11 protein-coding genes and 1 riboswitch are annotated in these 12,363 nt (G+C 63.5%); of the genes, 5 read left to right on the forward strand and 6 right to left on the reverse strand.

What is annotated here, in order from left to right; all coding sequences use genetic code 11:
- Nucleotides 1-71: 71 nt before the first annotated feature.
- The 4 genes from AC3ANQ_RS15990 to AC3ANQ_RS16005 all read right to left on the reverse strand — a co-directional run bounded on the left by AC3ANQ_RS15990 (nucleotide 72) and on the right by AC3ANQ_RS16005 (nucleotide 5,030).
- Nucleotides 72-1,445: an FAD-binding oxidoreductase gene (locus AC3ANQ_RS15990; RefSeq protein ID WP_488301939.1), complete on the reverse strand. Its 1,374-nt coding sequence runs from the start codon at nucleotides 1,443-1,445 to the stop codon at nucleotides 72-74.
- Nucleotides 1,446-1,577: 132 nt separating this feature from the next.
- Entirely contained in the window at nucleotides 1,578-2,552 is a 975-nt protein-coding gene (locus AC3ANQ_RS15995) for a GNAT family N-acetyltransferase (protein ID WP_488301940.1), read from the reverse strand.
- Nucleotides 2,553-2,554: 2 nt separating this feature from the next.
- On the reverse strand, nucleotides 2,555-3,940 hold the full coding sequence (locus tag AC3ANQ_RS16000; RefSeq protein ID WP_488301941.1) for a glycine--tRNA ligase: 1,386 nt from the start codon (nucleotides 3,938-3,940) through the stop codon (nucleotides 2,555-2,557).
- A gap of 82 nt (nucleotides 3,941-4,022) precedes the next feature.
- Nucleotides 4,023-5,030 carry a DMT family transporter gene (locus AC3ANQ_RS16005; protein ID WP_488301942.1) on the reverse strand — a complete coding sequence of 336 codons (1,008 nt, stop codon included), beginning with the start codon at nucleotides 5,028-5,030 and terminating at the stop codon, nucleotides 4,023-4,025.
- Between the two features lie 99 nt (nucleotides 5,031-5,129).
- On the opposite strand from AC3ANQ_RS16005, the gene AC3ANQ_RS16010 reads away from it, so the two are divergent.
- Nucleotides 5,130-5,360 carry an RNA-binding S4 domain-containing protein gene (locus tag AC3ANQ_RS16010; RefSeq protein WP_488301943.1) on the forward strand — a complete coding sequence of 77 codons (231 nt, stop codon included), beginning with the start codon at nucleotides 5,130-5,132 and terminating at the stop codon, nucleotides 5,358-5,360.
- 66 nt (nucleotides 5,361-5,426) lie between these two features.
- Here the strand turns inward: AC3ANQ_RS16010 and AC3ANQ_RS16015 are convergent, their stop codons facing one another.
- Nucleotides 5,427-6,080: an alpha/beta hydrolase gene (locus tag AC3ANQ_RS16015; RefSeq protein WP_488301944.1), complete on the reverse strand. Its 654-nt coding sequence runs from the start codon at nucleotides 6,078-6,080 to the stop codon at nucleotides 5,427-5,429.
- 69 nt (nucleotides 6,081-6,149) lie between these two features.
- On the opposite strand from AC3ANQ_RS16015, the gene AC3ANQ_RS16020 reads away from it, so the two are divergent.
- Nucleotides 6,150-6,992 carry an SGNH/GDSL hydrolase family protein gene (locus AC3ANQ_RS16020; RefSeq protein ID WP_488301945.1) on the forward strand — a complete coding sequence of 281 codons (843 nt, stop codon included), beginning with the start codon at nucleotides 6,150-6,152 and terminating at the stop codon, nucleotides 6,990-6,992.
- A 66-nt stretch (nucleotides 6,993-7,058) separates the two neighbouring features.
- The gene (locus AC3ANQ_RS16025) at nucleotides 7,059-7,454 is read left to right on the forward strand and encodes a hypothetical protein (RefSeq protein WP_488301946.1); all 396 of its coding nucleotides are present in this window, start codon (nucleotides 7,059-7,061) and stop codon (nucleotides 7,452-7,454) included.
- Nucleotides 7,455-7,475: 21 nt separating this feature from the next.
- Here AC3ANQ_RS16025 and metX read toward each other — a convergent pair whose 3' ends face one another.
- On the reverse strand, nucleotides 7,476-8,597 hold the full coding sequence (gene metX / locus AC3ANQ_RS16030) for a homoserine O-acetyltransferase MetX (RefSeq protein ID WP_488301947.1): 1,122 nt from the start codon (nucleotides 8,595-8,597) through the stop codon (nucleotides 7,476-7,478).
- A gap of 13 nt (nucleotides 8,598-8,610) precedes the next feature.
- Nucleotides 8,611-8,726: riboswitch (SAM riboswitch) on the reverse strand.
- Between the two features lie 274 nt (nucleotides 8,727-9,000).
- Here metX and AC3ANQ_RS16035 point away from each other — a divergent pair.
- Together AC3ANQ_RS16035 and AC3ANQ_RS16040 are read left to right on the forward strand one after the other, a co-directional pair.
- Nucleotides 9,001-11,424: a S8 family peptidase gene (locus AC3ANQ_RS16035; RefSeq protein ID WP_488301948.1), complete on the forward strand. Its 2,424-nt coding sequence runs from the start codon at nucleotides 9,001-9,003 to the stop codon at nucleotides 11,422-11,424.
- Between the two features lie 221 nt (nucleotides 11,425-11,645).
- A complete protein-coding gene (locus AC3ANQ_RS16040; RefSeq protein ID WP_028266517.1) occupies nucleotides 11,646-12,284 on the forward strand; it encodes a VOC family protein in 639 nt (212 codons plus the stop codon).
- Nucleotides 12,285-12,363: the final 79 nt, after the last annotated feature.

Here is a 12,363-nt window from a genome sequence, read left to right on the forward strand (position 1 = left end):
ATTTAATGTCGTTTTGACGCCTCATAACGGCATTAACTGCGAGTCAGTTGGGCGTCACTCGGACGAGGTGTTCAGGCGGGTTTGATGTTCTGGTTCACGTGGAAGAGGTTTCCGGGATCGTACTTGCCTTTGATGGCCTGGAGTCGCTCGTAGTTGACACCGTAGTTCTCGGCAACACGGTTCTGGTCTTCCGCATCCATGAAGTTGATGTAGCCACTGGCAGCAGAATGCGGACGGAGGGCCTCTGCGTAGCTGCGGGCCCAGGCAATGTTGGCTTTGTTGTCTGCGGGGTCCGGCCATTGTGCCGCGATCACGGGGGCGAACTTCATCCCGCGGTTCGCGAAAGCCGTGTCTTGGGCCCCGACGCGGGCCGCCGCGCCGTCGATCGGATAGACGTGGACCGAGGTGTTGACGCTTGTGACCGTGGAACCAAACTCCGCGTGCGCACCAATGACGCCATCATTCAATTCACTGATGAAGTTGGCTTTCCAGTACCCCTGCAGGCCTTTGGGATTGAGTCCGTCAAACGCCACGTTGAGTGCCGGATAGGGCATCGGGGTGACAAGGGATCCGGCCACGGGTGCGACGTCGAGGAACGGCTGCCACCGAGACTCGCCCGCTGCCATGTCCCCCGTCCACATTCCGACCACAACGCAAACAGGTTTCCCATGCCATTCCTCGGGAAGGAACGGCACCGGCGGCCCTTGGTGGAATCCGAGGAACGCCCCGAACTCTTCAGGGGCAGAGTCCATGTAATCCCGGTAGAACTTGGCGACGGTCTCGGTGTGCTCTGCTCCGTAGATGACAATGCCCACGTAGACCATGTCCACCGGGTGCAGTTTGTATTCAAGCGACGTCACCACGCCGAAGTTGCCTCCGCCTCCCCGCAACGCCCAGAAGAGGTCCTCGTTCCGGGTTTCGCTCGCAGTGAGGAATTTGCCGTCTGCCGTCACGACGTCCGCCGATATCAAGTTGTCACAAGACAGGCCGTGCTTGCGGGCGAGATAGCCGATGCCGCCGCCCAGGGTCAGGCCGGCGATACCGGTGGATCCAACGATGCCGCCGGTGGTGGCAAGGCCAAATGCGTGGGTGGCATGGTTGAAGTCTGCCCAGGTCGCTCCTGCCTCGGCACGGGCCGTGCCGGCTTCGGGGTCAACACGGACACCGGTGCGGTTGACGAAATCGAGGACCAGGGCATCGTCCCAGGTCCCGAAGCCGGGGGCGCTGTGGCCGCCGCCGCGAATCGCCAAGGGCAGGGCGTTGTCCCGGGCGAAGTTAACGCCCGCAATGACGTCCGCCACCTGCGCCACCCGGACGACCCCTGCGGGGCGCTTGTCGATCATCCCGTTGAAGACGGCGCGGGCGGAATCATAGTCAGGATCGCTTGGCGTGATGAGTTGCCCGCGGAGCTGTTCGCGCAGTCCGTCGAGGGCTGTTCCGTTCATGGGTGTTACCGCCGATTCTCTTCAGGAGACCGGATTCGTTCCACCCGCCGCTGCCCCACCAGACCAACGACTGGGGCTTACCTCGTCATGCCTACACCCAGGGCAGCGGTGTCGTCAAGGGTTCGGCTGGGGCTAGTCGCTGACTATCAAGGTGTCCGCACCCCGGAGTTTCGCTTTGCCCAGCTCAAGCAGCGGATCCACGACTGCGCGCACAGCCGTCATGGAATCGTCCACTTCGAGGAGCACCGGATGCTGGTAGGCAATGAGCGCCAGCAAATCACGGACTGCCTCGCGGGCCTCGCCATCCTGCAAACGCGGTTCGTGGCCCAGGAACACTTCCGAGGGTTCATCCGAGCTGCCCTGGGCATAGCTGATGGCGAAGGCCTGCAACTTGCCCTTGCGGGTGGCCGGAACGCCCGAACCAAAAGCACTGGCCTTCGGAGCGCGCAGTACGAGGGCACCATGCGCCCCCGTCAGCTCGTCAAGGAACAGCCGCTGCACCGTGGGGATGCCCAGTTCGCCCGGGCTGTCCCAGTGGTGGACTGCGGTGTAGTACCGGCCGACGACGTCGCTCAGTTCCACGGATCCCGTGGCGAGGTCTTCAACCTGCTCGGAAGCCGCTTCCTCGGAACCGTCACCAAACACCGGAAGCCTCAGCGGCTCCGGATCCACCACCACAAGTTGTGAGCGCTGGATGGGCGCGAGCCCTGCCCACTCGGCGAAGGCGGCCCCGGAGGTGCCGGGCTCCACCTTGCTGCGCAGCTTGTTAACCCCCGACGGCGACTGTTCGGCTTCGCGTCGCAGCGTGGTGAGGAGCGTGGCCCCTATCCCGCTCCGGCGGTGATCCTTGGCAACCTCGATGTAGGCCCAGAGACGTTCCGGGTGCAGGGAAGCTTCGTGGACCACGCCGGCAGCCACCGGGATGCCGATGCCGTCAACAACGTCTTCTGCCACGATGCACCGGCGCCAAGGCTGGCCTTGGCCGCCGTTGCCCGATGGCGCCAGTGCCGCCCGGAACTGCTGGGCCGGCAGGGTTTCTGGCCCACCCCACATTTCCAGGAGCGCCAGGTCGTCGCCATCACGCCATTCGCGGTACTCGATTGACACGCTTAAGCGCCGATCAGTCGTGCGGCCAAGTAGCCTTCAACCTTGTCGAGCGAGACGCGTTCCTGGCTCATGGTGTCGCGCTCACGGATCGTGACCGCCTGGTCGTCAAGGGTGTCAAAGTCCACGGTGATGCAGAACGGAGTACCGATCTCGTCCTGGCGACGGTAGCGGCGGCCGATGGCGCCGGCGTCGTCGAAGTCGATGTTCCAGTTCTTACGCAGTTGGGCGCCCAAGTCCTTCGCCTTCGGGGACAGGTCCTCGTTGCGGCTCAGGGGAAGCACGGCTGCCTTGACGGGAGCCAGGCGCGGGTCAAGCCTCAGGACAGTGCGGACGTCGACACCACCCTTTGTGTTGGGGGCCTCGTCCTCTGTGTAGGCGTCGATCAAGAAGGCCATGAAGGAACGGGTCAGGCCGGCCGCGGGCTCGATCACGTACGGGGTGTAGCGCTCATCGGTGGCCTGGTTGAAGTAGCTCAGATCCTGGCCTGATGCTTTCGAGTGAGTGGTGAGGTCGAAGTCGGTCCGGTTTGCGATGCCCTCGAGCTCGCCCCACTCGGAGCCCTGGAAACCGAAGCGGTATTCGATGTCCGTGGTGCCCTTGGAGTAGTGGCTGAGCTTGTCCAGCGGGTGCTCGAAGAAGCGCAAGTTCTCTGGCCGGATGCCCAGATCGGTGTACCAGGACATACGTTCCTTCATCCAGTACTGGTGCCATTCTTCGTCCGTGCCGGGCTCGACGAAGAATTCCATTTCCATCTGTTCGAACTCGCGGGTGCGGAAGATGAAGTTGCCCGGCGTGATCTCGTTGCGGAAGGACTTGCCGATTTGGCCGATGCCGAAGGGCGGCTTCTTGCGCGACGTGGTGAGCACGTTGCTGAAGTTCACAAAGATGCCCTGCGCGGTTTCCGGGCGCAGGTAGTGCAGGCCTTCTTCGCTGGTCACCGGCCCGAGGTAGGTCTTGAGCAGGCCGGAGAACTCCTGAGGTTCGGTCCATTCTCCACGGGTGCCGCAGTTGGCGCACGCAATGTCCTTGAGGCCGTTCTCAGCGGGACGGCCCTTCTTTTCCTCGTACTCTTCTTCGAGGTGGTCCGCGCGGTAGCGCTTGTGGCAGGAAAGGCACTCGACCAAGGGGTCCGAGAACACCTCGACGTGGCCGGAAGCTTCCCATACCTGGCGCGGCAGGATCACGGAAGAATCCAAGCCCACCACATCCTCGCGGCCACGGACCACGCTCTGCCACCATTGGCGCTTGATGTTTTCCTTCAGCTCGGCACCCAGGGGGCCGTAGTCCCACGCTGAGCGGGAGCCACCATAGATTTCACCGGCCTGGAACACGAAGCCCCTCCGCTTGGAGAGGGAAATGACCTGGTCGAGGACGGATTTTGCTGCCATGGGTACTCCAATGTTCTACAGGGCCGCTGGGTGCGGTCCGCGGTTGTGCGCGAAGTTAGTGCTGTGCAGGAAGCTGCGTGTCCTAGCCTACCGGCCTTTGGCCGCTGTCCTTCTTCCGGAGCTGGCCGGCCTGCCCCCGGACGGAACCGCGGGAAGCGAGGGCACCCTTCGGCCAAGGCAAAGTGGCCACGATGATGGCGGACAGCGTCAACAAGGTGCCAAGGACCGTGGGCAAGGCCACAACCGTTCCGGGTGCCGGGAAGACCAGGTCCAGCGCGAGTGATCCGAGCAACTGCCCGGCGATCATCCCCAGCCCCGTCACCAAGACACCCAGGCTGCGGACCAGCAAGGCCGCGAGCCCGATGAAGACGCAGCCAATGGGTCCGCCCAGGTAGTACCACCATTCAGCAGGCAGGGCGTGACCGGGGCCGCCCAGCAGCAGTTTGACGAGCCAGGCGACCCATAGGATGACTGCTCCGGCGACGAAGTTGACCAGCGTGGCGGCGATGGGGCTGCCGTAGTGCACGGTTGCGGTGCCGTTCATGGCTTGCTGGAAACTCATGAGGCAGCCCGCCACGACCGGCAACAGGATGGGGAGCAACAAGGATCCGACGTCGGTGGCCGCCCCGAGGCGCGGCGAGACGGCCCAGACGACGGCGGCAATCGTCAGGACGCTACCAAGGATCCGGACCCCGGTGATCGAGCGTTTGCCGCCGGGGGCGATGCCGAGCCGGTCCACGAAAAGGCCGCTCACGGTCTGCCCGGTGATCACGGCTACCGTGAACAACGCGACGCCAAGCAGGCCAATGGTGAACGATTGGGCAATCACGTAGAGGGCGCCGATCCCGCCGGCCACCACATAGAACCGCGGAAAGCTGCGCTCCTTGACGGCAGGCACTATCCGGCGCAAACCTGCGCGGCCTTTCGGTAGTGCAAGGCCGATCACGGCGATCAGTACCAGCCCGGTAGTGAAGCTTACGCCGGCGGCCGCGACGCCGTCGTCGAGCCTGGCCCCCAGCGCACTGTTGATCCGGCCTTGGACCGGAAGCAGGATACCGTTGGCCACCGCAAGCAGCAGCCCGGTGAGCACGGGAAGGGAAGTTCTGGAGGTACTTCCAGAAGTACTTCGGGAGGCTGGGCGGGACGTTGGCGGCACTTTCACCACCCTACTTCAGGCATCATTGCTTGTATGAGCAACCCGCAAATTCAAGAAATCCCCATCCGCGACGACATGATCCGCCTCGGCCAGCTCCTGAAGCTCGCCAACCTGGTGGAGGACGGCGTGGAGGCCACCGAGCTCATCAAAAACGGGCTGGTCAAAGTCAACGGAGAGATCGACGATCGGCGCGGCCGCCAGCTCCATGCAGGCGACACCGTGACCGTCAACGGACAAACCGTGCGGATCACCAAGGAGTCCTAGCAACGCGGGGTCACTTATGGCCCATTACGTGCCTCAGAATGGGCCATAAGTGACCCCGCATTGCTTTCAGACGGACGTGAGGACCTTGTGCTCCAGGAATTCGCCCACGTGGCCGATTTCCTGCTGGTTGATGCCGTGCCACATGCCTGTGTAGAGCACCTTGGTAAGGTCCGTGTGCTTTCGGACCCACCCCATGGTGTATTCGATCTTGTCCGGGGTAATGACTGGATCCTGCTGGTCCCGTCCCCAGAAGAGCGGCACGGAACCGTCCAGTTCGGCGTCCCGGAACGTGGGGTCGGCATCGGCGTCGACGGCGAAGCCTGAAAGCCCGACGACGGCGGCAAAGTCCGCCGGCCGCTGCCGGAGCAGCGAGGTGGCCATGGCCATGCCCATGGAGAACCCGAGGAGCGTCACCGAGCTGTGGTTGGACTTGAAGGAGTCCAACCAGGAAAACACATACTCGGCCGCGGCCTTGACGGCGTCGAGCGAGTAGTCGATGGACGCAGTGAGCGGGAACCACGTGAAGCCCGGGCCGGTGGCGATCGGGGCGCGGAGCGAGGCGACGACGAACTCCTGGGGCAGCAGGCTTGCCAGGCTAAAAAGGTCTTGCTCGTTGGATCCATAACCGTGCAACAGGACCAGCAACGGCTTTCCACCCCGTTCCTCCTCTTCGTGGGACCACAAAACGACCGGGGCGGGAAAGGCGGAAGCTTGACTCATGGGACTATTCTTACAGTTACCCATGAGTAACAAGCTACGGGCGCGTAGCGTTGCAGCAAAAGGCAGGATATGGACGTGAGTGGCACTGATTCCCCGGTGGAGCACGGCGCGGATGAGCGGATTCATCCGTGGACCCGCTACGTGGCTTTGGGTGATTCGTTTACCGAGGGCATCGGCGACCCCGAGCCCAACAGTCCGGGCGGACATCGCGGCTGGGCCGATCGGGTGGCCGAGGAGCTGAGCCGCGGTCACAGGGATTTCGCCTACGCCAACCTGGCGATCCGGGGGCGCCTGCTCCAACAGATCGTGGACGAACAACTCGGCCCGTGCATGGACCTTAAGCCGGACCTCGTAAGCATCTCCGCGGGCGGCAACGACCTCATCCGCCCCGGCGGCGATCCCGATGCCCTGGCCGAGAAACTCGATGCCACGGTACAGACCCTGACCTCAGAAGGCGCCACCGTGGTTCTCTTCAACGGCCCGGACACCGCGTCGTCGGTTCTTGGGCGGATCCGCGGCAAGGTTGCCATCTACAACGAAAACCTGCGGACTGTAGCCGCCCGCCATGACGCAGTGGTGGCGGATATGTGGTCCCTGCGGCAACTTTCCAACTCGCAGATGTGGGATGAAGACCGCCTGCATTTCTCGCCACTCGGCCACCACACGATCGCCACCATGGTCCTCGATTCCCTCAACGTTCCGCATAATCTCGAGCCGCTCCAGCCCAAGCCACTCCCGCACCGCAGCTGGCGGGAAGCGCGCTCCGGCGATCTCGTGTGGGCACGCGAGTATTTTGTCCCGTGGGTCATCCGCCGGATCCGGCACCAGTCCTCCGGCGACGGGATCTTGCCAAAACGCCCGACGCCGGGACCCGTCTTCGGTCCGGCCGACTCCGTTTTGCCCCGAAGGTGACGGAGGACCACGACGCTTGCCACACGGGCCGGGCTAAGCTGGAGAAAGACCTAGGAGGCCTCTATCGTGAACAATTTGATCTTCTGGATCATCGTCTGCTCTTGGCTGATTCCCATGGGGATCCGTATGTTCAACCGTTCGCGCCAACGCAGGATCAGGGACTTCCCTCCGCAGAATTACCCGGGCCAGAATTATCCAGGCCAGAATTTCCCCGGTCCTCCGCAGAACTACCCCGACGGATACCCGGCGCAACCACCGGTAATCATTCCGGCTGAGCCACCGCCCCCGGTGGCGACGCCCGCACCACAGGCTGCTCCGCCGTCGTCGACCGTTCCCCTGCCGGACACCGCACCCCATGGCTACCGGGCCCGGAAACTTGCCGAACTGGACCAGCAGTACAGCGACGGGAAAATCGCCATGGAGGACTACATGAAGCTCCGCCAAGAGATCATGAACGGCTGATTCAGGCGAAGAAAGCCTGGGTCAGCCAAAGAAAGCGTCGCGCAACTGGGGGCCCAGCTGGCCGATCTCAGTGAGGAAACCGTCGTGCCCGATGGGTGCTTCGATGACGTGCACTGAGACCTCGCCGGGCAGCGCCTTGGCAAGTTCGTGGGATTGCTCCGGAAAGTAGAGCCGGTCCGAGTCCACCGCGGCAACAAAGAATGTGGCTGTGGCCACGGACAGCGCGTCCTCCAATGAGCCCCGGCCACGGGTGATGTCGTGGCTCATGAGGGCCTCGGTGATGGCGATGTAGCTGTTGGCGTCGAAGCGCTGGACCAGTTTGCTTCCCTGATGGTCGAGGTAACTCTCCACCTGGTAACGGCCCCGGTCTCCCAACGCGGCAGCCTGAAGGGGTGCCTCGCCGCCCTGGGCATTCCGGCCGAAGCGGAAATCCAGTTCTTCCGCTGAACGGTAGGTGATGTGGGCGATCCGCCGGGCCAGGGCCAATCCTGCCTCGGGCGCGCGCTGGCCATAGTAGTCACCACCGTTGAAATCGGCGTCCTGCCGGATGGCGAGCGTCTGGGCCTGCGCGAACGCGATCTGCTCGGCAGTGCTGCATGCCCCGATTGAAATCACGGCACATCGCTTCACGCGGTCCGGATAGCTGACCGCCCATTCCAGGGCACGCGCACCGCCCATGGATCCGCCTACCACCGTGTGCCAGCTGTGGATCCCCAAGGCGTCGGCCAGCCGGGCTTCCGCCGCGGTGCTGTCCCGCAGCGTCACCAGCGGAAACCGGGAACCCCACGGCTTGCTATCGGGCGCGCTCGACGACGGCCCTGTGCTGCCGTAGCAGCCTCCCACGATGTTGACGGAGACGACGAAGTAGTGGTTTGTGTCAATGGTCGCCCCGGGTCCAACGAGTTGCTCCCACCAGCCCTCTTCGTCGCTTTCGCCACGGGCCACGTGCGTGCTGCCCGTCAGGGCATGTTCCACGAGCACGGCGTTTGAAGCATCGGCGTTGAGCCGTCCCCACGTCTCGTACGCAAGGACGACGTCCGGGAGAAGACCTCCGGCCTCCAGTTCGAGTCCACCCACGGAGACATACTTGAGCGTTCCGTCCCGGGTGCCGGAAAGGGGTATGGCTGTTGCAGCAATTGTCATTCGTTGACACCTCACATCGCGCTTGCCCGCCGCCAAAAAAGCGAAGGGCCAGGTCTTCACCCGGGGCACCCCACCGCGAGAGGAGGGTTGCCGGCCAGCAAGCCGGGGCTGTCACTGGCACTCATGACCTAATACGAAGAGTCTAGGAAAACCGGACCCCTTCTGACGAAGATTATGACATCTATGTGACACTCGGCCGTGTCTTGTTCATGCAAGGGGGCGGAGAGGCCGTTACCGAAGGGGAGCATGATGCGCGTGTGACTCGATAGAATCAGGCACAGCAGTCCGGCTCCCGAGCTCCAGACGGAGGCAGCGGAATCCCAATTCTTGTCAGCACCTCGTGAAAGTCCACATGCAGTCCATGCCAACAACCCGCAAGGCAATTTCAATCTCAGGAGGATCCATGCGCTTTGCCCAGCGCCTGGCCATAGCTACAGCGACGCTCCTGATGGTGCCTCTGGGTTTGGTACCACCAGCTGTGGCCCAGGCCGCACCTGGCCAGCAGGCCAGCGTGGAAACGAGACCGTCAGGCGACGTCAGCGTGGACTCATTCGAGCCCGACACGACCGCCGGCGAAGCGCGCTACATTGTGCGGTACACCGACGGGTCCGATGTTGCGGGACAAACGGCATCTTTACAGGCTCAAGGTGTCCGTGTTGGGAAGACGTTCTCGCATGCAGTCAAGGGCGCAGTAGTGGCAGCCACCCCCCAGAAGGCCGCAGAATTGTCCGGGTCCGCCGGCGTTGCTGCCGTCGAACGCGACACAACGGTGAAAATTGATGCCACCCAGGACGGCGCCCCTTGGGGTCTGGATCGAAGCGATCAGCGCACCCTTCCCTTGTCCGGAACCTATACGCCCCCCGCGAGCGGCGCAGGCGTCGCCGTCTATGTGGTTGATACCGGCGTGCTGGGCACGCACGTGGATTTCGGTGGACGAGTGACGGCAGGATGGAGCGCGTTCGCCGGGAAACCCGCCACGGATCCGTGCACCAGCGCTCCAACGCCGGAGGCTGGTCACGGAACTCATGTGGCCGGAATCGCGGCGGGAAGTACCTATGGGATGGCCAAGTCGGCAACCATCGTCCCGGTTCGAGTCCTCGACTGCAATGGCAGCGGAAATGCCTCGGACGTCATCGCGGGCCTGAACTGGATGGTACAGGATCACCAGGCGCACCCCGGGCAGCCTGCCGTCGCCAACCTCAGCCTGTCGGGCGACGCGAACCAGAGCCTGGACGCCGCTGTGCAGAACGCCATCGACAATGGCATCACCGTGACCTTGGCCGCGGGTAATTCGAGCGTCGACGCCTGCACCCTGTCCCCAAGTCGTGTGCCGGCGGCCATCACAGTGGCCGCCACCGATGCGTTTGACCGGCAGGCTTCCTTTTCCAATTTTGGGTCCTGTGTCGATTTGTACGCGCCAGGGGTTCAGATCACCTCCGACTGGAACACGACAACGACAGCCACGGCAATCCTCAATGGCACGTCAATGGCCTCTCCCCATGTGGCGGGAGCGGCCGCCATGCTTCTCTTCATGCACCCGGCGTGGACCCCTGCGCAGGTAGCTGCGACTTTGACTGCGGGGGCAACCTTCGGAGTCATCCAGTCAGCCGGAAACTGCACGCCCAACCGGCTGCTGTACGTCAGCAGCGCACTCTTTTCGGCAGCGCAGTATCCCTCAGGCGGCTTCGTCGCGGCAGCGCCGTGCAGGCAATTGGACACCCGTGACGGTACCGGCGGAGTCACCGGGCCTGTCGGGCCCGGACAGACCATCAACGTCAAAGTCACAGGCCGCGGTGGAATCCCCGCCACGGGGGTCTCCGCCGTCGCGATGAACATCACGGTCGCCAACACCACGTCGAACGGCTTCATCACCGCCTACGCCGCTGGAACCCCGCAACCAAACACCTCGAACGTGAACTACGGGCCAGGGCAGATCGTCCCCAACTTCGCCATCACCCCCGTCTCCGCTGACGGAACCATCTCCTTCACCAACACCTCCTCCGGCACGGTCCAACTCATCGCCGACACCTCCGGCTACTACCTTGCCGGCGCCGCGTCTACTCCCGGGGCGTTTTCCGCCCAGGCACCGTTCCGGCAATTGGATACCCGCATCGGAACCGGCGCACCCAAACAAGCCGTCGCCCCCGGACAGACCATCAACGTCAAAGTCACCGGCCGCGGTGGACTCCCTGCCACGGGGGTCTCCGCCGTCGCGATGAACATCACCGTCGCCGACACCACGTCCAACGGCTTCATCACCGCCTACGCCGGAGGAACTCCGCAACCAAACGCCTCGAACGTCAACTACGGGCCAGGGCAGATCGTCCCCAACTTCGCAATCACCCCCGTCTCCGCTGATGGAACCATCTCCTTCACGAACACCTCCGCTGGTACCGTCCAGCTCATCGCCGACACCTCGGGCTACTTCCTTGGTGGTGCGGCTACTGATCCTGGAGCGTTTTCGGCCCAAATACCATTCCGGCAATTGGATACCCGCATCGGAACCGGCGCACCCAAACAAGCCGTCGCCCCCGGACAGACCATCAACGTCAAAGTCACAGGCCGCGGTGGCGTCCCGGCGTCGGGGGTTTCCGCCGTCGCGATGAACATCACCGTCGCCGACACCACGTCGAACGGCTTCATTACCGCCTACGCCGGAGGAACCCCCCAGCCGGGCACCTCGAACGTGAACTACGGGCCAGGGCAGATCCTCGCCAACTTCGCCATAACCCCGGTCGGCACCGACGGAACGATTTCTTTCACCAACAACTCGAGTGGCACCGTACAACTGATCGCTGACACTTCGGGCTACTACGTCTCCGGCTGAGGCATGGCCTCGCGTCGGGGCGCTTCCTCGATGCGGGGCTCAACGGGCCCACCCTGCCGGTCCAGGACCGTTCTCCGCTGGCTCCGGAAGCTTTGTGACGAACGCGTAGTTTTCCGTCATGGCCCGTCCCGAAGTGACCCTGAGCCGGCATTTCGATTCATCCCACCTTGGTTAGGCTTGACTTAGCTGAGAGCTCCATCACAAAGTGCCAAGATGAAGCCATGCGCATGGATCACGTCTCTTACGCTTGTGAACGAGATGGCCTCTTGGCCACCACCGAGCGGATTTCCGCAGCATTGGGAGTGGACGCAGTCCGGGGCGGAGTGCACCCGCGCTTCGGTACCCGGAACATGATCATTCCCCTTGCTGACCACAAATACCTGGAAGTTGTCGAGGTCCTTGACCACCCGGCATCCGACAAGGCACCCTTTGGACAAGCCGTCCGTGCACGCTCCGCCGCAGGAGGTGGTTGGATGGGCTGGTGCGTCGCTGTGGACGACCTGAGCCCGTTCGAACAACGTCTCGGACGCGCCGCTGTCCCCGGCAACCGCAAGTTCCCGGATGGCCGCGAACTCGTCTGGTCGCAAATCGGCATCCTGGGACTGATCGCCGATCCCCAGGTCCCGTACTTGCTCCGTTGGGAAGGCGACCCCGCGCTTCACCCGTCCCTCGTCTACCCAAGCGACGTCAAGATGTCCAGCCTCACCATTGCTGGTTCGGCGGAGCGGGTCACCGAGTGGCTCGGGGAACCCGTGGAGAAGCCCCTTGAGGACGTTGCAGTCCAATGGATGGCTCCCCACGGAACGCCTGGAATCATGTCGGTAACGTTCGAAACTGCCAACGGAGCCGTCACCATCTGACGGACCATCCGGCTAGGAAGGCCCGGAAAACTTCGGCCGCCATGGGCGGGTGCCAATGACGTCACCCGCGATGGCGGCC

The sequence above is a fragment of the Arthrobacter sp. DMZ02-1R genome (assembly GCF_057747935.1).